Annotated in this window: 22 protein-coding genes; 8 read left to right on the forward strand and 14 right to left on the reverse strand. The window is 61.4% G+C overall.

All coding sequences use genetic code 11. The features are described from left to right. Nucleotides 1-169: 169 nt before the first annotated feature. Entirely contained in the window at nucleotides 170-868 is a 699-nt protein-coding gene (locus QZH45_RS26970; protein ID WP_024778350.1) for an OmpW/AlkL family protein, read from the forward strand. A 137-nt stretch (nucleotides 869-1,005) separates the two neighbouring features. Here QZH45_RS26970 and QZH45_RS26975 read toward each other — a convergent pair whose 3' ends face one another. Beyond that, a complete protein-coding gene (locus tag QZH45_RS26975) occupies nucleotides 1,006-1,935 on the reverse strand; it encodes an NAD-dependent epimerase/dehydratase family protein (RefSeq protein WP_024778349.1) in 930 nt (309 codons plus the stop codon). Further along, nucleotides 1,928-2,812: a sugar nucleotide-binding protein gene (locus QZH45_RS26980; protein ID WP_024778348.1), complete on the reverse strand. Its 885-nt coding sequence runs from the start codon at nucleotides 2,810-2,812 to the stop codon at nucleotides 1,928-1,930. Before QZH45_RS26980 ends, QZH45_RS26975 begins: the two co-directional genes overlap by 8 nt. Nucleotides 2,813-3,099: 287 nt before the next feature. Between QZH45_RS26980 and QZH45_RS26985 the strand changes: the two genes are divergently transcribed. The 5 genes from QZH45_RS26985 (at nucleotide 3,100) to QZH45_RS27005 (ending at nucleotide 11,661) form a co-directional block, all read left to right on the forward strand. Further along, complete coding sequence (locus QZH45_RS26985; protein ID WP_055135410.1) at nucleotides 3,100-7,413, forward strand: DEAD/DEAH box helicase; 4,314 nt, start codon at nucleotides 3,100-3,102, stop codon at nucleotides 7,411-7,413. A 217-nt stretch (nucleotides 7,414-7,630) separates the two neighbouring features. After that, nucleotides 7,631-8,557, forward strand: coding sequence for a DUF72 domain-containing protein (locus QZH45_RS26990; protein ID WP_024778346.1), 927 nt, complete (start codon nucleotides 7,631-7,633; stop codon nucleotides 8,555-8,557). Next, a complete protein-coding gene (locus tag QZH45_RS26995; protein WP_055135409.1) occupies nucleotides 8,554-9,378 on the forward strand; it encodes an endonuclease/exonuclease/phosphatase family protein in 825 nt (274 codons plus the stop codon). Before QZH45_RS26990 ends, QZH45_RS26995 begins: the two co-directional genes overlap by 4 nt. Continuing rightward, nucleotides 9,375-10,673 carry a cardiolipin synthase ClsB gene (gene clsB, locus QZH45_RS27000; protein WP_024778344.1) on the forward strand — a complete coding sequence of 433 codons (1,299 nt, stop codon included), beginning with the start codon at nucleotides 9,375-9,377 and terminating at the stop codon, nucleotides 10,671-10,673. The genes QZH45_RS26995 and clsB overlap by 4 nt, the downstream gene beginning before the upstream one ends. Next, the gene (locus QZH45_RS27005; protein WP_024778343.1) at nucleotides 10,660-11,661 is read left to right on the forward strand and encodes a lysylphosphatidylglycerol synthase domain-containing protein; all 1,002 of its coding nucleotides are present in this window, start codon (nucleotides 10,660-10,662) and stop codon (nucleotides 11,659-11,661) included. Before clsB ends, QZH45_RS27005 begins: the two co-directional genes overlap by 14 nt. Before the next feature lie 108 nt (nucleotides 11,662-11,769). On the opposite strand, the gene QZH45_RS27010 is transcribed toward QZH45_RS27005, so the two are convergent. From QZH45_RS27010 to QZH45_RS27020, 3 genes are all read right to left on the reverse strand, one after another. Further along, the gene (locus tag QZH45_RS27010; protein ID WP_024778342.1) at nucleotides 11,770-12,528 is read right to left on the reverse strand and encodes an alpha/beta hydrolase family protein; all 759 of its coding nucleotides are present in this window, start codon (nucleotides 12,526-12,528) and stop codon (nucleotides 11,770-11,772) included. Continuing rightward, on the reverse strand, nucleotides 12,518-13,627 hold the full coding sequence (locus tag QZH45_RS27015) for a DUF3182 family protein (protein ID WP_024778341.1): 1,110 nt from the start codon (nucleotides 13,625-13,627) through the stop codon (nucleotides 12,518-12,520). The genes QZH45_RS27010 and QZH45_RS27015 overlap by 11 nt, the downstream gene beginning before the upstream one ends. Before the next feature lie 209 nt (nucleotides 13,628-13,836). Further along, a complete protein-coding gene (locus QZH45_RS27020; protein ID WP_024778340.1) occupies nucleotides 13,837-14,832 on the reverse strand; it encodes a GlxA family transcriptional regulator in 996 nt (331 codons plus the stop codon). 95 nt (nucleotides 14,833-14,927) lie between these two features. On the opposite strand from QZH45_RS27020, the gene QZH45_RS27025 reads away from it, so the two are divergent. Beyond that, a complete protein-coding gene (locus QZH45_RS27025) occupies nucleotides 14,928-15,485 on the forward strand; it encodes a cysteine hydrolase family protein (RefSeq protein ID WP_024778339.1) in 558 nt (185 codons plus the stop codon). Nucleotides 15,486-15,556: 71 nt separating this feature from the next. On the opposite strand, the gene QZH45_RS27030 is transcribed toward QZH45_RS27025, so the two are convergent. Beyond that, nucleotides 15,557-16,072 carry a single-stranded DNA-binding protein gene (locus tag QZH45_RS27030; protein ID WP_024778338.1) on the reverse strand — a complete coding sequence of 172 codons (516 nt, stop codon included), beginning with the start codon at nucleotides 16,070-16,072 and terminating at the stop codon, nucleotides 15,557-15,559. A gap of 9 nt (nucleotides 16,073-16,081) precedes the next feature. Continuing rightward, a complete protein-coding gene (locus QZH45_RS27035; RefSeq protein WP_024778337.1) occupies nucleotides 16,082-17,479 on the reverse strand; it encodes an MFS transporter in 1,398 nt (465 codons plus the stop codon). Nucleotides 17,480-17,658: 179 nt separating this feature from the next. Between QZH45_RS27035 and uvrA the strand changes: the two genes are divergently transcribed. Continuing rightward, nucleotides 17,659-20,493 (forward strand): excinuclease ABC subunit UvrA, encoded by a 2,835-nt coding sequence (uvrA, locus tag QZH45_RS27040; RefSeq protein ID WP_024778336.1) that lies wholly within the window; start codon nucleotides 17,659-17,661, stop codon nucleotides 20,491-20,493. A gap of 159 nt (nucleotides 20,494-20,652) precedes the next feature. Here uvrA and bfr read toward each other — a convergent pair whose 3' ends face one another. The 7 genes from bfr to rpsM form a co-directional block, all read right to left on the reverse strand. Continuing rightward, a complete protein-coding gene (bfr, locus tag QZH45_RS27045; protein ID WP_053191461.1) occupies nucleotides 20,653-21,117 on the reverse strand; it encodes a bacterioferritin in 465 nt (154 codons plus the stop codon). A 158-nt stretch (nucleotides 21,118-21,275) separates the two neighbouring features. After that, on the reverse strand, nucleotides 21,276-22,724 hold the full coding sequence (locus tag QZH45_RS27050) for a catalase (RefSeq protein WP_053191463.1): 1,449 nt from the start codon (nucleotides 22,722-22,724) through the stop codon (nucleotides 21,276-21,278). A 223-nt stretch (nucleotides 22,725-22,947) separates the two neighbouring features. Next, entirely contained in the window at nucleotides 22,948-23,334 is a 387-nt protein-coding gene (gene rplQ / locus QZH45_RS27055; protein ID WP_024778333.1) for a 50S ribosomal protein L17, read from the reverse strand. A 42-nt stretch (nucleotides 23,335-23,376) separates the two neighbouring features. After that, nucleotides 23,377-24,378, reverse strand: a complete 1,002-nt coding sequence (locus QZH45_RS27060) for a DNA-directed RNA polymerase subunit alpha (RefSeq protein ID WP_003186012.1) — start codon at nucleotides 24,376-24,378, stop codon at nucleotides 23,377-23,379. A 22-nt stretch (nucleotides 24,379-24,400) separates the two neighbouring features. Next, nucleotides 24,401-25,021 (reverse strand): 30S ribosomal protein S4, encoded by a 621-nt coding sequence (gene rpsD / locus QZH45_RS27065; protein ID WP_003176404.1) that lies wholly within the window; start codon nucleotides 25,019-25,021, stop codon nucleotides 24,401-24,403. 18 nt (nucleotides 25,022-25,039) lie between these two features. After that, on the reverse strand, nucleotides 25,040-25,429 hold the full coding sequence (gene rpsK / locus QZH45_RS27070; protein ID WP_002555466.1) for a 30S ribosomal protein S11: 390 nt from the start codon (nucleotides 25,427-25,429) through the stop codon (nucleotides 25,040-25,042). Between the two features lie 30 nt (nucleotides 25,430-25,459). Next, on the reverse strand, nucleotides 25,460-25,816 hold the full coding sequence (rpsM, locus tag QZH45_RS27075; protein ID WP_024778332.1) for a 30S ribosomal protein S13: 357 nt from the start codon (nucleotides 25,814-25,816) through the stop codon (nucleotides 25,460-25,462). Nucleotides 25,817-25,862: the final 46 nt, after the last annotated feature.

A 25,862-nucleotide genomic window follows, 5' to 3' on the forward strand; every position in this document is an offset into this window, starting at 1 on the left:
ACGCCTGCCGGCATCGCGCGAAAATGCGCGATGAACCCTCAAGTGCTTGTCGCCGCTTTATTGAGCTGAGTCAATTAATTGACCAAGACTCATTGAGCTGAGTCAAAAGACCGATCCAGACGGCTCCATACCATGAGACATCACTTTTTCGATGCCCTCTGGAGCCCTCATGCACAAGTCCTTGCTTAGCGTTTCCCTCGTCGCCCTCGCGCTCGCGGCCCCAATCGCCCAGGCCCACACGGCCGGCGATATCATCGTTCGCGCCGGCGCCATTACGGTCAATCCGGAAGCAGACAGCTCCAGTGTCAAGGTCGACCGCGGCCCGTTGGCCGGTGCCGACCTGGGCGGCAAGGCGACCATGAGCAGCGACACGCAACTGGGCTTGAACTTCGCCTACATGATGACCGACCACCTGGGCGTCGAGTTGCTGGCTGCCTCGCCCTTCGAGCACGATGTGAAGATCAAGGGCACCGCACTGGGCGCTGCCAACGGCAAGCTCGGCACCCTCAAGCACCTGCCGCCGACCCTGAGCCTGGTCTACTACCCGCTCGACACCAAATCGGCCTTCCAGCCTTATGTCGGCGCCGGCATCAACTACACCTGGATCTATGACGAGCATGTCGGCAGCGAAGCCAGCGCCAACGGCTTCAGCAACTTCCGGGCGAGCAACAGCTGGGGCATGGCGTGGCAAGTGGGCGCTGACTACATGCTGACCGACAACATCATGATCAACGGCCAGATCCGCTACATCGACATCGACACCACGGCGTATGTCGACAACAACGCCGTGGCTGGCGGCACCCGGGCCAAGGTGAATGTCGATGTGGATCCGTGGATCTACATGGTGGGGTTGGGTTACAAGTTCTAACCTAACCAGAACATATCACCGTCCCTGTGGGAGCGAGCCTGCTCGCGATGGCGGCACGACAGTCACTGAAGAGGTGAATGTCAGGGCGCTTTCGCGAGCAGGCTCGCTCCCACAGTTTTTTTGTGGCGATTGGAAACTCAGCGGCCCAACAGCCGCGCCAGCCCCACACTCATCGGCGTCTGCTGCGGGAAGTTGAAGCGCTGCAACAGCCGATGGTTATCGGCCCGGGAGTGGCGGATATCTCCCGAACGCGCCGGGCCGTAGCTGACCGGAGGCAGGTCACCGACGACCGTGGCCAGGGCCTGGAGCATCTGCTTGAGGGTCGTGGCCTGGTTCCAGCCGACGTTTACCGCCCCGACTTCCACCTCAGGCTTCTCGATGGCTTGCACCAGCAAGTCCACCAGGTCTTCCACATAGACGAAATCCCGGGTCTGCTCGCCGTCGCCGAACACGGTGATCGGCAAGCCCTTCTGTGCCCGTTCGCTGAAGATGCTGATGACCCCGGAATACGGCGAAGACGGATCCTGGCGTGGGCCATAGATGTTGAAAAAGCGGAACACCACCGGCTCCAGCGCGTGCTGGCGGCGGTAGAAGTCGAAGTAGAACTCGCTGGCCAGTTTGTCCGAGGCGTAGGGCGTGAGCGGGGCCTTGGGCGTTTCTTCATCGATGGACTGGCCTTCGCCATTGTTGCCGTACACCGCTGCGCTGGAAGCGAACAGAACCCGCTTCACACCAGCCTGGCGCATGGCTTCGCAGACATTCAGGGTGCCAATGAAATTGCTCTGGTGAGTGCGTACCGGATCGTCCACCGAGGCTTGCACAGAAGCCACTGCGGCCAGGTGCGCCACGGCGCTGCAACCTTCCATGGCCCGGGCCACCAGGGCGGCATCGGCGACGTCGCCTTCGATCAGTTCGACCGCGGGGTTCTCCAGCGGCAGGTTGCTGCGCTTGCCGGTGGACAGGTCATCGAGGATGCGCACCGAATGTCCCTTGGCGAGCAAGGCGTCGGTCAGGTGCGAGCCAATGAAGCCCGCACCGCCGGTGATTAGAACAGGGCCGTCAGCCATGGCGATAAAACCTATCCAGTAAGCCCGGGAGCGCGGCGCGCCAGGCGCGGGGCTTGATCCCGAAAGTGTGCAGAATTTTCTTGCAGGCCAGCACCGCATGTTGCGGTTCTTCCGCGGCATCCGGCCGTGCGGCGTGAGCCTGGGGCGTGGGCGATTCGATTGCCAGCGGATGCAGGGCACGGGCTTCGGTGAGGATCGCCTGGCCCAACGCCAGCGGCGTGGTCGCCTCATGTCCTGCGTAATGATAGGTGCCCCACAGTGGCGCAGCGCAGTCAAGTTGCTTGAGCACGGAGATGATCACCCGGGCCGCATCGTCCACCGGCGTCGGATTGCCACGACGGTCATCGGCCAGCAACAACTCTTCGGGCTGCTCGGCCCGGGCGAGAAAACGCCCGAGGATGCCGTCGGCGCTGTCGTCCAGCAGCCAGCCGAAGCGCAGTAGTACATGTTGCGGGCATGTGGCGCGCACGCTTTGCTCGATCCGCCACAAGGCCTGGCCGCGCAGGCCCAGGGGCACGGGCTCGTCTTTTTCGCTGTAGGCGGTGGCGCGGGAGCCGTCGAACACGCGATAGCTCGACGGTTGCAGCAAGACGATATTGTGGTGCTGGCACAATTCGGCCAGGCGCTCGACCGCGCGCTCCTGGCTGGCCAGGCGCTGCTCGCTGACGACCTCGGCCTGAAACCAGTCGAAGTAGTACGCCAGATTGATCAAGGCGTCCGGACGGGTGTCGTCGAGCAACTGTGTCAGGCTCGCGGCATCCCAGCCATCTTCGGGGGGGCGGGGGGCGAGAAAACCGATGTCTTCTTCCGCACCGAGGCGAATCAGCGCCTGCCCAAGGGCATTTCCGCCGCCCAGTAACATAAGGCGCATTCGCATAAAGTCAGCAGGCCCAGTCTGTTGGCACAAGAATTTGGTCGACAACGCCCACGGGCGTTGCCGGAATCGTTGCATTTTGCGGGTTTAGTGCGCAACCGTCATCCGTAAAGTGCAGATCAGGGATTTTGCGCCGCGCTTCAGGGCCCCATCGCGAGCAGGCTCGCTCCCACAATGGCTCTGTGGTGCTCCATCCTGTGGGAGCGAGCCTGCTCGCGATGGGGCCTGCCAGGCAACGGAGATATCAGCCAGTACTTGCATCTTCCCCATCCCACCCGCATAACTGCCCCATGAATCAGCCCCTTGCAGCCGACCACGCCATGGCAGGCTTTCACCCCGCCGTCCGTGCCTGGTTCAGCCAGACCTTCCCTGCGGTCACGGCCGCCCAGGCCCGGGCGTGGCCGTTGATCGGTCAGCGTCGTTCGACCCTCGTGGCCGCCCCCACCGGCTCGGGCAAGACCCTCACGGCGTTTCTCGCCGTGCTCGATGACCTGGTGCACCAGGGCCTGGAACAGGGCGGCCTGCCGGACCAGACCCTGGTGGTCTACGTCTCGCCGCTCAAGGCACTGAGCAACGACATCCGGATCAACCTGCAAACCCCGCTGGCCGGCATCACCGAACAATTGCGGCAGATGGGCCTGCCGGCCCTGCAAATCACCACCGCCGTGCGCACTGGCGACACACCGCAGAAAGAACGCACGGCGATGCGCAGAACCGCGCCGCACATTCTGGTGACCACGCCCGAATCGCTCTACGTGCTGCTCGGCTCCGATTCCGGCCGGCAGATGCTCGCCAGCACCCGCACGGTGATCGTCGATGAAATCCACGCCATTGCCGCCAGCAAGCGCGGCAGTCACCTGGCCTTGACCCTGGAACGCCTGCAAGCGCTGTGCAGCGAACCGCTGATGCGCATCGGCCTGTCCGCCACGCAAAAGCCCATCGAAGCAGTGTCGCGCTTTCTGGTGGGCGAAGGTCGCTCGTGCGAAATCGTCGACATCGGCCATGCCCGTCCCCGCGACCTGGACATTGAGGTGCCGCCAGTGCCGCTCTCGGCGGTGATGGCCAATGATGTGTGGGAACTGGTCTACAACCGCCTCGCCGAGCTCGCCCGGGCACACCGCACCACCCTGGTGTTCGTCAATACCCGGCGCCTGGCCGAACGCCTGAGCCGCCATTTGAGCGAGCGCCTGGGCAAGGACGCCGTGGCCGCCCACCATGGCAGCCTGGCGAAAGAATTTCGCCTCGACGCCGAGCAGCGGCTCAAACGCGGCGAATTGCAGGTGCTGATCGCCACCGCGTCCCTGGAACTGGGCATCGACATCGGCGACGTCGACCTGGTGTGCCAGATCGCCTCGCCCCGCTCGATTTCGGCGTTCCTGCAACGGGTTGGCCGCTCCGGTCACCAGGTCGGCGGCACGCCCAAGGGACGCCTGTTCGCCACCACCCGCGACGATCTGATCGAGTGCGCCGCCCTGCTCGATTGCGTACGCCGGGGTGAACTGGACATCCTGCACATCCCCAAGGCACCGCTGGACGTGCTGGCTCAGCAGATCGTCGCCGAGGTCAGTTGCCAGGAATGGCAGGAACAGGCGCTGCTGGACACCTTTCGCCGTGCTGCGCCCTACGCCGAATTGGACGAAGGGCATTACCAGTCGCTGTTGCAGATGCTCGCCGAAGGCCTCAATGGTCGCCAGGGCGTGCGCAGCGCCTACCTGCACCGCGACGCAGTCACCCGTACCCTGCGCGGACGCCGGGGCAGCAAACTGACCGCCGTGACCAGCGGCGGCACCATCCCGGACAACGCTGACTACAGCGTGCTGCTCGAACCCCAGGGCCTGAACATCGGCAGCGTCAACGAAGACTTCGCGGTGGAAAGCATCGCCGGCGACGTGTTCCAGCTCGGCAATACCTCCTACCGCATCATTCGCGTCGAGACCGGCCGCGTGCGGGTCGAGGACGCCCAGGGCCAGCCGCCAACCATTCCGTTCTGGCTCGGCGAGGCCCCGGGGCGCAGCGCCGAACTGTCCCTGGCCGTGGCCCGCCTGCAAGCACAGCTCGATCAACTGCTCGGCGCCACCCCCGGCAATCTGCAGCCGGCCCTCGACTGGCTGACCGGCACCCTGCAATTGAACCTGGCCAGCGCCGAACAACTGGTGGATTACCTGGCCCCGGCTCGCCTGGCGTTCGGTGCTCTGCCTTCCCAGGACACGCTGTTGATGGAGCGGTTCTTCGACGAGTCCGGCGGCACGCAGTTGATCATTCATACGCCGTTCGGCAGCCGCATCAACCGCGCCTGGGGGCTGGCCCTGCGCAAGCGTTTCTGCCGCACCTTCAATTTCGAATTGCAGGCCGCCGCCAGCGAAGACGCCATCGTGCTGTCGCTGTCCACCAGCCACAGCTTCGAGCTGGATGAGGTCTGGCGCTACCTCAACAGCCACTGCGCCGAACAGATCCTGGTGCAGGCGGTGCTGGATGCGCCGCTGTTCGGCGTACGCTGGCGCTGGAATGCCGGGGTAGCCCTGGCCTTGCCGCGCTACACCGGCGGACGCAAGGTCGCTCCGCAGATCCAGCGGATGAAAAGCGAAGACCTGATCGCCAGTGTCTTTCCCGACCAGATCGCCTGTGTGGAAAACCTGGCCGGCGAGAGGGAAATCCCCGACCACCCACTGGTGGAACAGACCCTTGACGACTGCCTGCACGAAGCCATGGACAGCGAAGGCTGGCTGGCGCTGTTGCGGCGCATGGAGGCGGGCGAAGTTCGCCTGGTCAGTCGCGACCTGCCCGCCCCCTCGCCCCTGGCGGCAGAAATCCTCAGCGCCCGGCCCTACACCTTTCTCGACGACGCGCCGCTGGAAGAGCGCCGAACCCAGGCGGTGATCAACCGGCGCTGGAGCGATCCGCAAGCCACCGACGATCTCGGCGCGCTGGACGCCGAGGCTATCCAGTCGGTCAGGGAGGAAGCCTGGCCGACCCCGGCCAACCTCGATGAAATGCACGAAGCGCTGATGAGCCTGGCCTGCATCGCCGACAGCGAAGCCCGCGCCCACGAATCGTGGCCGGGCTGGCTGCAGGCGTTGGCCGAACGCGGGCGAGCCAGCCATGTGCAGATCAGCGCCGAGCGCGGCCTGTGGGTGCCATTGGAGCGGCTGACCTGCCTGCAAGGGATTTATCCACAGGCCCAGTGGCAGCCCGCGCTGACACCCCTGGCCGGGTTCGATGAGGCCTGGGACAGCGACGAAGCCGTGGTGGAAGTGCTCCGCGCCCGGCTCAGCGCCTTTGGCCCGCTGCCGCTGACCGCCATCGCCTATCCGTTGGGGTTATCGACAGCGCAAGCCACCCAGGCCCTGGCGCACCTTGAACAACAAGGCTATGTGCTGCGCGGCCGCTTCACACCAGGCACCAGCCAGGAGGAATGGTGCGAACGGCATCTGCTGGCACGCATCCACCGCTACACCGTCAAGCGTCTGCGCCGGGAAATCGAACCGGTGATGCTGCAGGATTTCATGCGGTTCCTGTTCGACTGGCAACACCTGTCGCCATCTACCCAGGGCCGGGGCAGCGCCGTGCTGCCGTCGATCATCAGCCAGTTCGAAGGCTACCCGGCCGCAGCCGCGGCCTGGGACAGCGACCTGTTGCCAGCGCGGATCAAGGACTACTCCGCCAATTGGCTCGATGAATTGTGCCGCAGCGGCAAGCTGGTCTGGACTCGCCTCAGCGCCCGGCAGAAAGCCTCCGCCACGGCCCTGCGCAGCACGCCGGTGGTGTTGCTGCCGCGCAGTCAGGTCACCCTGTGGAGCAGCCTGACAGAGCAGACGCCGCTGAGCGAACTGTCCCTCAAGACGCAAAAAGTCCACCAGGCCCTGCGCGAACATGGCGCGCTGTTTTTCGACGAGTTGCTGCACGAAGCCCACCTGCTGCGCACCGAACTGGAAATCGCCTTGCAAGAACTGGTGGGCGCCGGCCTGGTTAACGCCGACAGCTTCGCCGGGCTGCGGGCGCTGATTACACCCGCCAGCAAGCGCCAGGCCCGCAGCAGCCGGCGTGGGCGCGGGGCGTTTGTCGGCGGCATGGACGATGCCGGCCGCTGGGCCTTGCTGCGCCGCAGTCAGTCCGCGCCGAGCGAAGGCAATCGACCCGCGTCGACACCGACTGAAACCCTGGAGCACATCGCCATGACCCTGCTGCGCCGTTACGGCGTGGTGTTCTGGCGTTTGCTGGAGCGGGAGGCGGATTGGCTGCCTAGTTGGCGCGAGTTGCTGCGCACGTTCCATCGCCTGGAGGCACGCGGCGAAATCCGGGGCGGGCGCTTCGTCAGCGGTTTGGCCGGAGAGCAATTCGCCCTGCCCGAAGCCATCCCGCTATTGCGCGAAGTCCGTCGCCGTCCTACCGACGGCAGCGTGATTGCGGTGTGCGGCGTCGACCCGCTGAACCTGGCCGGTACATTACTGCCAGGGACGAAAGTGCCGGCTCTGGCGAGCAATCGCCTGGTGTACCGCGATGGGATGCCGGCGGCCGCGCAGATTGCCGGGAAGCTGCACTTCTGGCTGGAACTGGATGTGCAAGCGATGGGTGAAATCCGGGGCAAGCTCATTCAGAGAAATTGACGTGTCTGGGCGGCCCCCGCCTTTGGCTCCTCCCCTCCGTTTCGATGCACTGCCGTGATGGTTACCCACATGCGCCTCCCGACACGGGATCAGCGCCCTGCTGGGCGCAAACGAGCGCCCCCTCCTCCATCGGGCACTTCGTCGAAACTTTCCGCGCCGCTCGACAGTCATCTGCAAGACACCGGCAGTACGAGGTCATCTGGCACGGGAGGGACACATGACGGCAATCCACATCGGCATTTCCGGTTGGCGATACACGCCTTGGCGGGGGGACTTCTACCCCAAGGGGCTGACCCAGAAGCGTGAATTGCAGTTCGCCTCAAGAGCGGTCAACAGCATCGAAATCAACGGCTCGTTTTACGCCCTTCAGCGTCCCGAACGCTATGCCCAGTGGTATGCCGAGACGCCGCCGGGCTTCGTGTTCAGCGTCAAGGCACCGCGTTTCATCACCCACATCAAGCGCCTGCGGGATATCCACAAGCCGTTGGCCAATTTCTTCGCGTCCGGGGTGCTGGAACTCAAGGAAAAGCTCGGCGCCATTCTCTGGCAGTTTCCCCCCACCTTCAAATTCGACCCCGAGCTGTTCGAGGACTTTCTCAAGCAATTGCCCCACGACAGCGTCAGTGCCGCCGCCCTGGCCCGGGAACACGAGCCACGCCTGGACGGCCACGCCAGCACCGAAACCGATAAGAAGCGCCCGCTGCGCCACGCAGTCGAGATTCGCCATGAAAGCTTCATCGACCCGCGTTTCGTCGCCCTGCTCAAGCGCTACGACATCGCGCTGGTGATCGCCGACACCGCCGGAAAGTGGCCCTATCGCGAAGACGTCACCAGTGACTTCGTCTACCTGCGCCTGCACGGCGCCGAAGAACTGTATGCCAGCGGCTACACCGACGAGGCTTTACAACGCTGGGGCGACCGGATCGAGGCCTGGAGCCACGGCACGCAACCGGAGGACGCCCACTTGATCGACCCGAAAAAGAAACCCAGGGCGCGTAAGAGCCGGGAAGTATTCTGCTATTTCGATAACGACATCAAAGTCCGCGCCCCTTACGACGCGCGCCACTTGCTGGAGCGCTTCGACCTGGACAAAGGCCTCGCTACCACACCGGGCGAGCGACCCGCCGAGGGAGTACTGCCATGAGCACGCCTGGCCCTACCGAAGCGACCTGCGATGCAACCACCGAAGCTCACCAGAACCTGGCCCATGGCCTCGACCGGATCAGCCGCTTCACGGTCCTGACGATCAACACCCACAAAGGGTTCACAGCCCTGAACCGGCGTTTCATCTTGCCGGAGCTGCGCGAAGCGGTGCGCAGCGTGTCCGCCGACGTGGTGTTCCTGCAGGAAGTGCATGGAGCCCACGAACAGCATCCCCAACGCTTCTCCAACTGGCCGAGCATGCCGCAATACGAATTCCTGGCCGACAGTCTCTGGCCGCAGTTCGCCTACGGACGCAACGCCGTGTATCCGGCAGGCGACCACGGTAACGCGCTGCTATCGAAGTTCCAGATCGTGCGCCACGACAACCTGGACGTCTCCATCAGCGGCCATGAGAACCGCGGCATGCTCCACAGCGTGTTGCGTCTGCCGGGTGGCGACGGCCCGCAGATCCACGCCATTTGTGTGCACCTGGGGCTACGCGAGGGTCATCGTATCGAACAGCTGAAATTGTTGTGCAAACGCCTGAGCGAGCTGCCGCCCGAGGCTCCGGTGATAGTCGCCGGGGATTTCAATGACTGGCGCGGCAAGGCCAACGACCTGCTCGAACCCTGCGGTCTGCGGGAAGTATTCGCCGAGCAATGGGGCAAGCCGGCCCGCAGCTTTCCGGCGCGGCTGCCGATCCTGCGCCTGGACCGCATCTATGTTCGCAATCTCAAGGCCTGTCAGCCCAAGGTGCTGAACGTGCGTCCCTGGTCGCACCTGTCCGACCACGCGCCGCTGTCGGTGGAGATCGAACTATGAGCGCGGCAGTGAACAAGGCAACGGTGGAGCAGGTCGAGACACCGCCCACCGAGCGCGATCCGGCGCTGGTGGACGTCGAATACGGCTGGCATGGCAACAACCGCATCACCCTGCTGGAAAATGGCGAAGCCTATTTCCCTCGGGTGTTCGAGGCTATCCGCCGCGCCGAAAATGAAATTCTCATCGAGACCTTCATTTTGTTCGAGGACAAGGTCGGCCACGAATTGCGCGATGTGTTGGTGGACGCTGCCCATCGAGGCGTGCGAGTCACCCTGAGCCTGGATGGTTTTGGTAGCGGGGAGCTGACCCCGAACTTCCTGGCCTCGTTGAGCGACGCCGGTGTACGGCTGCAAATGTTCGACCCCGCGCCCCTTCACTTGGGCATTCGTACCAACTGGTTCCGCCGCCTGCACCGTAAGGTGGTGGTGATAGACGGCGTGATCGCCTTCATCGGTGGAATCAATTTCTCCGCCGACCATCTCGGCGATTTCGGCCCCGAAGCCAAGCAGGACTATTCGGTGGAGATCAAGGGCCCGGCGGTGGTCGATATCCATCACTTCGCATTGATGCAAAGCGGTCGTCCGGCCCGGGCCAAATACTGGTGGCAACGTCGTCGCAGCCGGCGCAGCGAGCTGGCTTTCAGCGACCATGACGGCCAGGTGCGGCTGGTCTATCGCGATAACCACGAGCACCAGACGGACATCGAAGAGGTCTACCTGCAGGTGCTGCGCAGCGCCAAACGGCGCGTGGTCATCGCCAATGCCTATTTCTTCCCGGGCTATCGGTTGCTGCGGGAGATCCGCAATGCGGCGCGTCGTGGTGTGCAAGTGCGGCTGATCCTGCAGGGCCAGCCGGACATGATGATCGCCAAGCTCGCGGCGCGGATGCTGTATGACTACCTGCTCAAGGCCGGCGTGACGATCTACGAATATTGCGAGCGCCCCCTGCATGGCAAGGTCGCCCTGGTAGACGAAGACTGGAGTACCGTCGGTTCGAGCAACCTCGACCCCCTTAGCCTGTCGCTGAACCTGGAAGCCAACGTGCTGATCCGCGACCGGGGGTTCAACCGCGAACTGTTCGAGCGCCTCGAACACCTGAGCCGCGAGTACTGCACCGCCATGCCCGCCAATCACGCCCCGCGGGGCCTGATCTGGCGGATGACCATCGGTTTCATGGTGTTTCACTTCCTGCGTCACTTCCCGGCCTGGGCCGGGTGGTTGCCGGCCCATAAACCGCGCCTGAAACCTTTTTCGCCGCCAACGGCGGTTCGGAGCGAACCCCATGAACCACTCTGAGGCGCACACCGCGCCAGGCGATGCCCATGTCCGGGACGGGAGCAAGCCTAAATCACGCTGGAGCCGCTGGAAAAAACCGCTGACCCTGGCTTTCTTCCTGCTGCTGATTGCTCTGTTCACGACCCTGGCCAGGCGCATCGACTGGGCCGAAGTCTTCGACACGCTGGCCGCTTTCAAGGTACGGACCCTGATCATCGCCGCCACGCTGACCCTAGCCAGTTTCATCACCTATGCCTGCTTTGACCTGATCGGGCGCACCTACATCCGCCAGAAACTGGGTTGGCGGCAGATCTTGCCTGTGGGGGTGATCAGCTATGCCTTCAACCTCAACCTCAGCGCCTGGGTCGGCGGCATCGCCATGCGCTATCGGCTGTATTCCCGACTAGGGGTCAGCAGCGGCAATATCGCCAAGATCCTCGGCCTGAGCCTGGCCACGAACTGGTTTGGCTACATGACCTTGGCCGGGGCGGTATTCAGCAGCGGCCTGGTGACGATGCCGCCAGGCTGGAAACTGAGCAGCGATGCCCTGCAGGGCGTAGGTGCGCTGTTGCTGCTGGCAAGTGCCGGATACCTGCTGGCTTGCCGGTTTTCCAAGCGTCGTGCCTGGACGATTCGTGGCATGGAAATCAACCTGCCCTCGCTACGCATGGCTGTGCTGCAATTGGCCCTGGGGGCGCTAAACTGGTCGTTGATGGCGGCGGTGATCTTTACCTTGCTGCCCAGCAAACTGGAGTATCCGGTGGTACTCGGCGTACTGCTGATCAGCAGCATCGCCGGGGTCATTACCCATATTCCGGCGGGGCTCGGCGTACTGGAGGCGGTGTTCATCGCGCTGCTGCAGCACGACGCGTCCCGGGGCAGCCTGCTGGCGGGATTGATTGCCTATCGGGCGATCTATTTCATCTTGCCGTTGCTGATCACGGTAGTGATGTATCTGGTGATCGAGGCGAAGGCCAAGGCGTTGCGGGTCAAGCCTGGGCTCAAGTGATCATTGTTTGACCCGGCGTCATCGCGAGCAGGCTCGCTCCCATAGGATGGATGCGAGCCCATGTGGGAGCGAGCCTGCTCGCGATTGCGTCCGCATGGACAACGACCCTCAACGCTCTTGAATGATGCTCAACCGCTCGCCCACCACCATTTCCGTGATCCAATCCACCAGGATCGAGGTGTAGGCCTGCTGTGAGATGGGATCGCTCAAGGCATGGTCGGCGCCATCGATGATCCGGTGGGTCAGCGAATGGGTCTGCTGACACGCGGCGCGATAGCTCATGATGGTTGCATGGGGCACATGGTCATCGGTTTCCGATTCCACCAGCAATACGTCGCCCGTGAACTGCGAACAGGCGTGTAGTGCGCGATTGGTACCGGCGTGCACCAGCGTACTGCGATAATCCAGCAGGTCGATCTTGTCCAGGTCGCGCTTGGGCGTGTGCCATTGCTCGTCGCGGTACAGCGCCGGTACCCGCAACGCCAGCCAGCGTACCGGTCGCAGCGAGGTCAGAATCGAGGCGAGGTAACCGCCGTAGCTGGTGCCGACCACCGCAATTGCCGACGTATCCAAGGCAGGATGAGCGAGCAGCCGATCGTAGGCCGCCAGCAGATCCCGCAAGTTGTCTTCTCGCGTCACCCGGGACAGAGGTATACCCGCCCCGCCGGTGTGGCCGCGCAAGTCAAAGGTCAGACAGACGCAACCCAGGCCGGCAATGCCCTTGGCCCGCTCCAGGTCGCGCTCCTGGCTACCGCCCCAACCATGCACGAACAACACACCAGGGACTTTCGACTTGGGGCTCAGGAAGGTGCCGTTCATGTGCTCGTCGTCGATCTCGATCTGAATGGTTTCACTTCTAGCCGTCATGGGAATGAACCGTTACGTATTTGAGTAGGAAATCACCGTTGTGCGCCGGCCCGCGGTACACCTGCGTGGCGCCGGAAGGCAACGGCTGGTCAATGTAGGTTTCCACCGAGGACACACGGACCACGCTGCTCGACGGGTCCTGGACGAATATTTGCAGTGCCGCCAGTTCTGCACTGCTGGCCCCGCCCATGCGCCAGGATTGCTCCAGCACGCCGCCACGGGGCTGGCCGCCGGTATCGATGCCCTGAGCAATGTCGTAGTTGCGCCGAGACGCAAAGAAACCCGGATAGGCTTGGTTGGCCGCATCGTCGAACACTTGCGCGAGCCGCACCGCTTCGCGCATCTCGTCGGGCAGCTCAAGCTTGAGCAACTCGATGTAGCCGCCCTGCACCACCAGCAGATCCGAGCCGCCGTAAACTTCCAGTCCTTCGCTGTCCCGGGTCAGGTGCTGCACGCCGCAATAGCTCAGGCTTTTGCCATGGATAGCACTCTGGCCGACGCTCTGGGTCCTGACCTCATCAAGGTTCTGCTCCAGCACCACACCGTCGCGGAACACGGCCTGGGCATCGGGATCAGCGGCAATTTCATCGAACTGTGCAAGGTCCCTGATAACCCGCTGGTCACGCCCGGCACAGGCATGAATCGGCTTGAAGCGAATCGGCCCGGCGTACAGCAGATGTTCGGCGGCCAGACGTGCATCCTTGAGTGAAAAGACACTCACGCCATCGAGCACCACACTACGGGCGAGCTTGGCAAACAGCGGCGACCAGCCGATGGGGGCGACGGCATGCTTATTCAGGAGACCGTGGGTGATGGCCTTGGTGCAGATGAAATCATGCTCGACGTAACCGCCCCACAGATCGTCCGGCCCCAAAACCCCCAGTTGCCGCGCAGTTTCCAGGCCGATCAGGGTTTGCGTAGGCAACAGATACAGATCGTGCCCGGCATGCTGGCGGCTGTCATAGCTGCCGCCGAATTCAACTTCCAGGATCTGCGCCAACCAACGCGCCAAGGCACGATTGGTTTCCACTTCATGAAGCGGCGCGTGAGGATTGACCGAATGGGCCACCACGGTTTTGTTGCGATTGACTGGCGTCATGCGTTGCCCTTTTACCTGCGCTCATGGCTGTAGGTAGATGGGTGCAGAGATCAGGCCAACAGGCGAGGCTGTGCGGATGGTCAAGGAAACGGGCATGTTTCAGAAGGTTGATAGCACCGCGCTTGTTTCATTCTGCACGATCTGCGGTGGACATCCCGCAAATTGCACGATGCTTTGAATCTGGCATTGTCCCCTGGGCGAGGGAGCAACTACTGTTTCGGAAGGCTTGGCGGACTCACCCCGAACTTTGCCCGGTAATCACTCGGCGCCAATCCGGTGATTTTCTTGAATGTTGCCCGAAAAGCGCTCGGGTCCTGATAGCCCACGGTCCAGGCTATGTGATCGATGGTGCCGTTGGTGAACTCCAGCATTTCACGGGCCTTGCCCACTCGCAGGTGCTGGCAGTATTCGGTGGGCTTGAGCCCGGTGGCGCTACGGAACCTGCGCAGGAAAGTGCGCTCTTCCAGACCCGCCTGCTCGGCCATCGCAGCCAGGGAGACGTCTACCGCGCCGCTGCCTTGCAACCAGTGTTGCACCTTGAGAATCGCCCCGTCGCCGTGCGCGAGGATCGGCGCAAAATTGCTGCCGCATTCGCTTGCGCTATCACTGTGCTCGATCACCAGGAACCGTGCCGTGCGCGTCGCGATGCTGGGACCCAGCAAGCGACTCACCAGCCGTAGTCCCAACTCCGCCCAGGCCATCAGCCCAGCGGTGGTGATCAGGTCGCCGTCGTCGACAATCGGCTTGTCGGCGTCGAGCTTGATCTTCGGGTAACGCTCGGCAAAGGTCTTGGCCGACGTCCAGTGGGTGGTGGCGCTACGCCCATCGAGCAGGCCGCTTTCAGCCAGCAGGATCGACCCTACGCACACCCCGCCCAACACGGTGCCGCCGGCATGCTGCGCCCGTAGCCAATCCATCAGCGCCTGGGAGACAAGCCCTTCGCTGAATCCGGCGATGGAGGGTGGAATCAGCAACGCAACCAACCGGCCCGCAGTGCCGGTTTCACTGTCGAACACCCGCTGCGGCACCTCGCCTTGCTCTGCCCGCCAATGGCTCACTCGCAGCCGTGGCAACTGCGCGCCGACCTGCTCGGCCGCGATCCGCTCCGCCACGGCAAACAGATCGGTCAAACCGTGCACCGCCGCCAGTTGCGCACCGGGGTAAATCAACACTCCCAGCTCAGCGACCGCCCTTTCCTGCGCCATTGTCAGTTTTCCCTCGCTTATTGTCGTTGCGGCCAATCCTCGAATTGGCGGCAAGAGCCGATACTGGCCCCACACACCTTATCGAGGAAGCCTCCATGTCCAAGCAAGCGCTCATCGTAGTCGATATCCAGAACGACTACTTCCCCCAAGGTAAATGGCCACTGAGTGGCGTCGAAACCGCCGCGGACAACGCCGCACGAATGATCGCAGCCTTTCGCCAGGCAGGAAATCAAGTGGTGCACATCCGCCATGAATTCACCTCCGAAGATGCACCCTTCTTCACTCCGGGTTCCCTAGGCGCGCAGCTGCATCCCAAGGTCCTCAACCAGGCCAATGAACCGGTGGTGCTCAAGCACTTCGTCAATGCATTCCGCGAAACCGAACTGCAATCCCTCCTCGACCATCACGGTATTACGCAACTGGTCATCGTCGGCAGCATGAGCCACATGTGCATCGACGGTGTCGCTCGGGCGGCGGCGGACCTGGGCTATGACGTCACGGTGATCCACGACGCCTGCGCAACCCTCGACCTGGAGTTCAACGGTGTCGTCGTTCCCGCCGCCCAGGTCCATGCCGCTTTCATGTCGGCGTTGGGGTTTGCTTATGCAAAGGTGGTGAGTACGGAGCAGTTCCTGGGGCTGGCGCAGCGTTAAGCTGCAAGCAAAAAAAACCGCGCTGGAAATCCAAGCGCGGTTTTTGTTTTTCAGCTTGAAGCAGCCGTTTTTCAGAACGGAATATCGTCATCAAAGCTGTCGAAATCCGGAGCCGGTTGCGGCGCGGCCTGTTGTGGGGCCGGGCGCTCGCGCTGTGGCTGCGGCGCCGATTGCGGGCGCGGTGCCTGCTGACGTGGAGCCGACTGCTGGTAGTTGTTGCCACCCTGCTGCTGGTCACCCTGTGGACGGCCGCCCAACAGTTGCATGGTACCCTGCATGTCGACCACGATTTCAGTGGTGTAGCGCTTGATGCCGTCTTTTTCCCACTCACGCGTCTGCAGCTTGCCTTCGATGTAAACCTGCGAACCCTTGCGCAGGTATTCGCCGGCGATCTCAGCCACTTTGCCGAACATCGACACGCGGTGCCATTCGGTCTTCTCGACCTTCTGGCCGGTCTGCTTGTCGGTCCACTGCTCGCTGGTCGCCAGACTCAGGTTGGTCACGGCGTTGCCGTTAGGCAGGTAGCGAACCTCGGGATCCTGGCCGCACGTACCGACCAATATGACTTTGTTAACCCCACGGGCCATAACGTTCTCCTAGGCTTCGCACGCTGTCGGGGCCGGGTTGTTCACCAGGCGCTCGAGGGTCGCACGATCCAATAATTCGGTGTCCAGTTTGATATAAACGGCCGCCTCCTCGGCGACCACCACTGCATCGGTTACGCCAACGACGGCCCTGAGGCGCTCGGCCAGGCCTGCTTCGCGCATGGCTTCGGGCGACAACGGCAAGCGCAGGCTCGTCACATACGGCGGTTCACGCATGGTAACAGCAAAGGCCAGCCAAAGTGCAGCCAGCGCGGCGCATCCCAGGAACACAACCGACAAACCGCCATGCTGGAACAGCCAGCCACCGAGAATCCCGCCCATCGCCGAACCCAGGAACTGGCTGGTGGAGTAAACCCCCATTGCCGTGCCCTTGCCGCCCGCCGGTGAAACCTTGCTGATCAGCGACGGCAGCGACGCCTCCAGCAGATTGAACGCGGTGAAGAACACCACCGTTCCGATCACCAGGGCCCGCAGGCTGTCACCGAACTGCCAGAAGAATAGCTCAGTGAGCATCAGCGTCACGACGGCGCCGAGCAGAACTCGTTTCATTTTGCGTCGCTTCTCGCCATAGATGATGAACGGGATCATGGCGAAGAACGAAATCAGCAGCGCCGTCAGGTAGACCCACCAATGCTGCTCCTTGGGCAGACCGGCCTTCTCGACCAAGGCCAGCGGCAAGGCGACGAAACTGGACATCAGCATGGCGTGGAGCACGAAGATGCCCAGGTCCAGGCGCAGCAGGTCCGGGTGTTTCAGCGTCGGGATCAGCGCCTGGCGCGCCACCCCGGATTCACGGTGCTGCAGCGGTCCGGTGGCGCGGGGTACCATGAACACCACGATCAGGATACCCACCAGCGCCATGCCACCGGTTACCAGGAACAGCCCCGACAAGCCGAAGGCACGGGTCAGCAAGGGACCGACGACCATGGCGACGGCGAACGACAGACCGATGGTCATGCCGATCATGGCCATGGCCTTGGTCCGATGCTGCTCCCGGGTCAGATCCGAGAGCAAGGCCATGACGGCGGCGGAAATCGCCCCCGCGCCTTGCAGGATCCGTCCGGCGATCACGCCCCAGATCGAGTCGGCGTTGGCCGCCAGCACACTGCCAAGGGCAAAGACGATCAGTCCCAGGTAGATCACGGGACGCCGGCCGATGCGGTCGGAAATTATCCCGAACGGGATCTGGAAAATGGCCTGGGTCAGGCCATAAGCGCCAATCGCCAACCCGATCAGGGCCGGCGTTGCGCCCGCCAGGTCCATGCCATAGGTCGCCAGCACCGGCAACACCATGAACATGCCCAGCATACGGAAGGCGAACACCAGGGCCAGACCGCTTGCCGCCCGGGTCTCGCCGCCACTCATGCGCTCGCTGTGTGGATCGTGCATGGAAAAACCTCATCTGAACCGGCGGCGATTCTACCAGTCCCATCGATTGAGGGGGTATATCGCGACTGTTTGACGCGCAGTCTTCATGTATGGCTGCCATCGCACGCTCGATAGTGTTTATCCATCCAGTATTTGCCCGTATACTCCTACGTTTTCGACGCCCGCCGAGCGAGGCCATTTTGGACAAGATCCTGATTCGTGGGGCCCGTACCCACAACCTGAAGAACATCGACCTGACCCTGCCACGGGACAAACTGATCGTCATCACCGGCCTGTCCGGATCCGGCAAATCATCGCTGGCCTTCGATACCCTTTACGCCGAAGGCCAGCGACGCTATGTCGAATCGCTATCGGCCTACGCCCGGCAGTTCCTCTCGATGATGGAAAAACCGGACGTCGACACCATCGAAGGTCTGTCGCCGGCGATCTCCATCGAACAGAAGTCGACTTCCCATAACCCGCGCTCGACGGTCGGCACCATCACCGAAATCTACGACTACCTGCGCCTGCTGTATGCGCGGGTCGGCATTCCCCGCTGCCCCGACCACGACATTCCCCTGGAAGCCCAGACCGTCAGCCAGATGGTCGACCTGGTTCTGGCCCAGCCGGAGGGCAGCAAGTTGATGCTGCTCGCACCGGTCATTCGCGAGCGCAAGGGCGAGCACCTGCTGGTCTTCGAAGAACTGCGGGCCCAGGGCTTCGTGCGGGCCCGGGTCAATGGCAAGCTCTGCGAACTGGACGAACTGCCGAAACTGGACAAGCAGAAGAAACACTCGATCGATGTGGTGGTTGACCGCTTCAAGGTCCGCGCCGATCTGCAACAGCGGCTGGCCGAATCTTTCGAGACCGCGCTGAAACTGGCTGACGGCATCGCCCTGGTGGCGCCGATGGACGACGAGCCCGGCGAGGAAATCATCTTCTCGGCGCGCTTCGCCTGCCCGGTCTGCGGCCATGCCATCAGCGAGCTGGAACCCAAGCTGTTTTCCTTCAACAACCCGGCCGGCGCCTGTCCGACCTGTGATGGCCTGGGGGTCAAGCAATTCTTCGACACCAAGCGCCTGGTCAACGGCGAACTGACCCTGGCCGAAGGCGCGATTCGCGGCTGGGACAGGCGCAACGTCTATTACTTCCAGATGCTCGGGTCGTTGGCAGCCCATTACAAGTTCAGCCTGGACAAGCCATTCAACGAACTGCCCGCCGACCAGCAGAAATACATCCTGCATGGCAGCGGTTCGCAGAACGTCGATTTCAAATACCTGAACGACCGTGGCGACATCGTCAAGCGCTCCCATCCATTCGAAGGCATAGTGCCGAACCTTGAGCGGCGCTACCGCGAGACTGAATCGGCCAGCGTGCGCGAAGAGCTGGCCAAGTTCCTCAGCACCCAGCCCTGCCCTGATTGCCGCGGCACCCGTTTGCGTCGCGAGGCGCGGCATGTATGGGTTGGCGAGAAGACACTGCCGGCAGTGACCAACCTGCCCATCGGCGACGCCACCGATTACTTCGCCGGCCTGAAACTCACCGGCCGCCGGGGCGAAATTGCCGACAAGATCCTCAAGGAAATCAGCGAGCGCCTGCAATTCCTGGTCAACGTCGGACTGGATTACCTCACCCTCGACCGCAGCGCAGACACGCTGTCCGGCGGCGAAGCCCAGCGTATCCGCCTGGCCAGCCAGATCGGCGCAGGCCTGGTGGGGGTCATGTACATCCTCGACGAGCCGTCCATTGGCCTGCACCAACGGGACAACGACCGATTGCTCGGAACTCTCAAGCACCTGCGGGACATCGGCAACACGGTGATCGTGGTCGAGCATGACGAAGATGCGATCCGTCTGGCCGATTACGTCGTGGACATCGGCCCGGGGGCCGGTGTGCACGGTGGGCATATCGTCGCCCAGGGCACCGCCGCCGAAGTCATGGCGCACCCTGACTCCCTGACCGGCAAGTATCTGTCGGGACGAGTGAAGATCAAGGTCCCGGCCAAACGAACGCCGCGCAACAAGAAGCTGTCGCTGACCGTCAAGGGCGCCCGCGGCAACAATTTGCGCAACGTCGACCTGGAAATCCCGATTGGTCTGCTGACCTGCGTCACCGGCGTATCCGGCTCCGGTAAATCGACGCTGATCAACAACACCCTGTTTCCCCTCAGCGCCACGGCCCTGAACGGCGCGACCACCCTGGAAGCCGCCCCCCACGACAGCATCAAGGGGCTGGAGCACCTGGACAAGGTCGTCGACATCGACCAGAGCCCGATCGGCCGTACACCGCGCTCCAACCCGGCGACTTACACCGGATTGTTCACGCCGATCCGCGAATTGTTCGCCGGTGTGCCGGAATCCCGTTCCCGGGGTTACGGTCCGGGACGGTTCTCGTTCAACGTCAAGGGTGGGCGTTGCGAAGCCTGCCAGGGTGACGGCCTGATCAAGGTGGAGATGCACTTCCTGCCGGACATCTATGTGCCTTGCGATGTGTGCAAGAGCAAGCGCTACAACCGCGAGACCCTTGAGATCAAATACAAGGGCAAGAACATCCACGAAACCCTCGAGATGACCATCGAGGAGGCCCGGGAGTTCTTCGACGCAGTGCCAGCCCTGGCGCGCAAGCTGCAGACATTGATGGATGTCGGCCTGTCGTACATCAAGCTCGGCCAATCGGCAACGACGCTGTCCGGCGGCGAAGCCCAGCGGGTCAAGCTGTCCCGCGAGTTGTCCAAGCGCGACACCGGCAAAACCTTGTACATCCTCGACGAGCCGACCACCGGTCTGCACTTCGCTGATATCCAGCAATTGCTCGACGTGTTGCATCGGCTTCGCGACCACGGCAACACCGTGGTGGTCATCGAGCACAACCTGGACGTGATCAAGACGGCCGACTGGTTGGTAGACCTGGGGCCGGAAGGTGGCTCCAAGGGCGGCCAGATCATCGCAGTGGGTACGCCTGAGCAGGTGGCGGGGATGAAGCAGTCCCATACAGGACACTACCTGAAGCCGTTGCTGGAACGTGATCGGGACTGATCAATTCCCGAGCATGAAAAAGCCCCTGTCATCTCATCAATGACAGGGGCTTTTGCTTCTCTGTGGTAGCGAGCCTGCTCGCGATAGCGGTGTGTCAGCTTGCATTCATGTGACAATCAATCGCTATCGCGAGCAGGCTCGCTCCCACAATTATCTCGATCAGAACTGCGACTGCAGGTAATTCTCCAACCCGATCAACTTGATCAAACCCAACTGCTTCTCAAGCCAGTAAGTATGGTCTTCCTCGGTGTCATTGAGCTGAACACGCAGGATTTCGCGGGTGACATAGTCGTTGTGCTGCTCACACAGCTCAATACCCTTGCACAGCGCAGCCCGGACCTTGTATTCCAGGCGCAGGTCGGCAGCGAGCATGTCGGGCACCGTGGCGCCGATGTCCAAGTCGTCCGGGCGCATGCGCGGCGTACCTTCGAGCATCAGGATCCGACGCATCAACGCATCGGCATGCTGTGCTTCTTCTTCCATTTCATGGTTGATACGTTCGTAGAGCTCGGTAAAACCCCAATCCTCGTACATCCGCGAATGGATGAAATATTGATCACGGGCTGCCAGCTCACCTGTCAGCAGCGTGTTGAGGTAATCGATTACGTCCGGGTGACCTTGCATCGCCCTACATCTCCACAAGCCTTGAAAGGCTCTAGTTTGAACCAAGCGGACGGCCAGGTCACTGTGCCATTGCAATAAAAGCGAAGAAAATCTGAGAAAATAGGGCTAACTAACGCAAAAACCGCCCTAATGAGGGCGGTTCTGCTTCTCGTTTAGACTTAGTTAAGCTCTACGCCCAGCGCTTTCGCGATGCCCTCTCCATAAGCGGCGTCCGCTTTAAAGAAATGCTGCAGTTGACGGTCGACGACATCTGCCGATACACCGCCCATCGCACCAGCGATGTTGCCGATCAGCAGGGCCTGCTGCTCGCTGTTCATCAAACGGAACAGCGCACCGGCATGGCTGTAGTAATCAGTGTCTTCCCGATGATCGTAACGATCCGCCGCCCCACTGAGGGCAAGGGCTGGTTCCGCATAATGCGGGGCCTGCTTCGGGGCCTCGACGTAGCTGTTAGGCTCGTAGTTCGGTGCCGCCCCGCCGTTGCTGCCAAACGCCATGGCACCGTCGCGCTGATAGGTATTGACCGGACTGCGCGGTGCGTTCACCGGCAGTTGCTGGTGATTGGTGCCGACACGGTAGCGGTGGGCATCGGCGTATGCGAACACGCGCCCCTGGAGCATGCGATCCGGCGACAGACCTACGCCTGGCACCATGTTGCTTGGCCCAAACGCCGCCTGCTCCACTTCGGCAAAGTAGTTCAGCGGGTTGCGGTTGAGTTCGAGCTCTCCGACTTCAATCAATGGAAACTCTTTCTGCGACCAGGTCTTGGTCACGTCGAACGGATTCTCGTAATGGGCAGCGGCCTGGGCTTCGGTCATGATCTGGATGCAAACGCTCCATTTCGGGAAGTCACCGCGCTCAATAGCATCGAACAAGTCACGCTGGGCATAGTCCGGGTCAGTGCCCGCCAGACGCGCAGCCTCAGCCGGCGCCAGGTTCTTGATGCCTTGCTTGGTCTTGTAGTGCCACTTCACCCAGTGACGCTCGCCTTGGGCGTTGATCAGACTGTAGGTGTGACTGCCGAAGCCGTGCATGTGACGATAGCCGTCAGGAATGCCGCGATCGGAGAACAGAATAGTGATCTGGTGCAAAGCTTCCGGGGAATGGGACCAAAAATCCCACATCGCCTGGGCACTTTTCAGGTTGCTCTGTGGCAAACGCTTCTGGGTATGGATGAAATCCGGAAATTTCAGCGGATCACGAATGAAGAAAACCGGGGTGTTATTGCCAACAATGTCCCAGTTACCTTCCTCGGTATAGAACTTCAGGGCGAAACCACGGGGATCGCGCTCGGTGTCGGCAGATCCACGCTCACCGCCCACGGTGGAAAACCGCAGGAACGTCGGCGTCTGCTTACCGATCGAATCGAACAGCTTGGCGCTGGTGTACTGAGTGATGTCCCGGGTTACCGTGAACGTGCCGTAGGCGCCCGAGCCCTTGGCATGCACCCGGCGCTCGGGGATGTTCTCGCGGTTGAAGTGAGCAAGCTTTTCGATGAGGTGGAAATCGTCGAGCAACAGCGGGCCACGTGGGCCAGCAGAGCGAGAGTTCTGGTTATCGGCGACAGGAGCGCCGCTTGCGGTCGTAAGCGTTTTGATCTGGCTCATGCTCAATCTTCCTCGGTCGGTCTTCGAACTGCCGGCTAATCGGCTGGAAAGGAGTATCGAACATGTTAGTGACCGCATCCAAATTTATTAAATCATGGACGTCGATAGTCATTATCTAACGCCGCCCTGTTGCCAATAGCGAAACCAGGCGCAACGACCATGTCGCTTTTGCATCAGGCACAAAAAACCGGGCACTAGGCCCGGTTCTTTGTATATTGCCGTCTTACTCAGCGGATACAGCTTCACCGCCGGTAGCACGATCAACCAACTCGACGTACGCCATAGGCGCGTTGTCGCCAGCGCGGAAACCGCACTTGAGGATGCGCAGGTAGCCACCCTCACGGGTAGCGTAGCGCTTGCCCAGGTCGTTGAAGAGCTTACCAACGATAGCTTTCGAACGAGTACGGTCGAAAGCCAGGCGGCGGTTAGCCAGGCTGTCTGTCTTGGCCAGAGTGATCAGCGGCTCAGCAACGCGACGCAGTTCTTTGGCTTTCGGCAGTGTAGTTTTGATCAGCTCGTGCTCGAACAGCGACACCGCCATGTTTTGGAACATGGCCTTGCGGTGCGAGCTGGTGCGGCTCAGGTGACGACCACTTTTACGATGACGCATGGTTCATTCCTTACCAAACACAACGTTCGGTGATTACGACGATCAGGCAGTCGCCTTGTCGTCCTTCTTAAGACTTGCAGGCGGCCAGTTGTCGAGGCGCATGCCGAGGGACAGACCGCGGGAGGCCAGAACGTCCTTGATTTCAGTCAAGGATTTCTTGCCAAGGTTCGGAGTCTTCAACAGCTCTACTTCGGTGCGCTGAATCAGGTCGCCGATGTAGTAGATGTTTTCCGCCTTAAGGCAGTTAGCCGAACGTACAGTCAGTTCCAGATCGTCAACCGGGCGAAGCAGGATCGGATCGATCTCGTCTTCCTGCTCGACAACCACTGGCTCACTGTCACCCTTGAGGTCGACGAACGCAGCCAACTGCTGTTGCAGGATGGTTGCAGCGCGGCGGATAGCCTCTTCAGGATCCAGGGTACCGTTGGTTTCCAGATCAATAACCAGCTTGTCCAGGTTGGTACGCTGCTCGACACGGGCGTTTTCCACCACGTATGCGATACGGCGAACCGGGCTGAACGAAGAGTCAAGCTGCAAGCGACCGATGCTGCGGCTTTCGTCTTCATCGCTCTGACGCGAGTCTGCCGGTTCATAACCACGACCACGAGCTACGGTGAGCTTCATGTTCAGGGCGCCGTTAGACGCCAGGTTAGCGATTACGTGATCGGGATTAACGATCTCGACATCATGATCCAGCTGAATATCGGCAGCGGTAACCACCCCCGAACCCTTCTTCGACAAGGTCAGCGTAACTTCGTCACGACCGTGCAGCTTGATAGCCAGACCTTTAAGGTTCAACAGGATTTCAATGACATCTTCCTGTACGCCTTCGATGGCGCTGTACTCGTGGAGTACACCGTCAATCTCGGCCTCGACTACTGCACAGCCGGGCATTGAGGACAACAGGATGCGGCGCAGCGCGTTGCCCAGGGTGTGGCCGAAACCACGCTCGAGAGGCTCGAGAGTGATCTTGGCGCGGGTTGGACTGACAACCTGCACATCAATATGGCGGGGTGTCAGGAACTCATTTACCGAAATCTGCATGGATGCACCTATTTTCTAGCCCTTACTTGGAGTAGAGCTCGACAATCAGGCTTTCGTTGATGTCGGCGGACAGATCACTGCGAGCTGGAACGTTCTTGAAAACGCCCGACTTCTTCTCAGTGTCTACTTCTACCCATTCTACGCGGCCACGTTGGGCACACAGATCGAGAGCTTGGACAATGCGAAGTTGGTTCTTTGCTTTCTCGCGAACAGCAACCACGTCACCAGCACGAACCTGGTAGGACGGAACGTTTACGGTCTGACCGTTAACGCTGATCGACTTGTGCGATACCAGCTGGCGGGATTCGGCACGAGTAGAACCGAAACCCATACGGTATACAACGTTGTCCAGACGGCATTCGAGCAGTTGCAACAGGTTTTCACCGGTTGCGCCTTTCTTGCCAGCAGCTTCTTTGTAGTAGCCGCTGAATTGACGCTCGAGAACGCCGTAGATACGACGGACCTTCTGCTTTTCACGCAGTTGGGTGCCGTAATCGGACTGGCGACCGCGGCGTTGGCCGTGGATACCAGGTGCTGCTTCGATGTTGCACTTCGATTCGATCGCGCGCACGCCGCTCTTCAGGAAGAGATCGGTGCCTTCGCGACGAGCGAGTTTGCATTTTGGACCAATGTAACGAGCCATTCTTTACAATCTCCTGGATTACACGCGGCGCTTCTTCGGCGGACGGCACCCGTTGTGCGGGATTGGCGTCACGTCGGTGATGCTGGCGATCTTGTAGCCACAGCCGTTCAAAGCACGAACTGCGGATTCACGACCTGGACCTGGACCCTTGACGTTGACGTCGAGGTTTTTCAGGCCGTATTCCAGCGCAGCTTGACCAGCACGCTCAGCAGCTACTTGAGCAGCGAACGGGGTGGACTTGCGGGAACCGCGGAAACCCGAACCACCGGAGGTAGCCCAGGAAAGAGCGTTACCTTGACGGTCGGTAATGGTCACGATGGTGTTGTTAAAAGAAGCATGGATGTGGGCGATGCCATCAACCACTGTCTTTTTAACTTTTTTACGAGGACGAGCAGCAGGTTTTGCCATGATTAAATTCCTGTCGATTCGCTGGGGCGATTACTTGCGGATCGGCTTACGCGGACCTTTACGGGTACGCGCGTTGGTCTTGGTACGCTGACCGCGTACTGGCAGACCACGACGATGACGCAGACCGCGATAGCAACCGAGGTCCATCAAGCGCTTGATTTTCATGTTGACTTCGCGACGCAGGTCACCTTCAGTGGTGAACTTCGCCACTTCGCCGCGCAGCTGTTCAATCTGCTCGTCGCTCAGATCTTTGATCTTTGCCGCTGGGTTGACCCCAGCCACTGCACAAATTTTCTGTGCAGTAGTGCGACCAACACCATAGATGTAGGTCAGCGAGATAACAGTATGCTTGTTATCTGGAATGTTGACGCCTGCAATACGGGCCATTCAGTGGGACTCCAATTGACAGCTACCTACGCCCCGGAAGCCAAGA

The sequence above is a fragment of the Pseudomonas corrugata genome (assembly GCF_050920615.1).
In the GTDB taxonomy this organism is placed as follows: Bacteria; Pseudomonadota; Gammaproteobacteria; order Pseudomonadales; family Pseudomonadaceae; genus Aquipseudomonas; species Aquipseudomonas corrugata.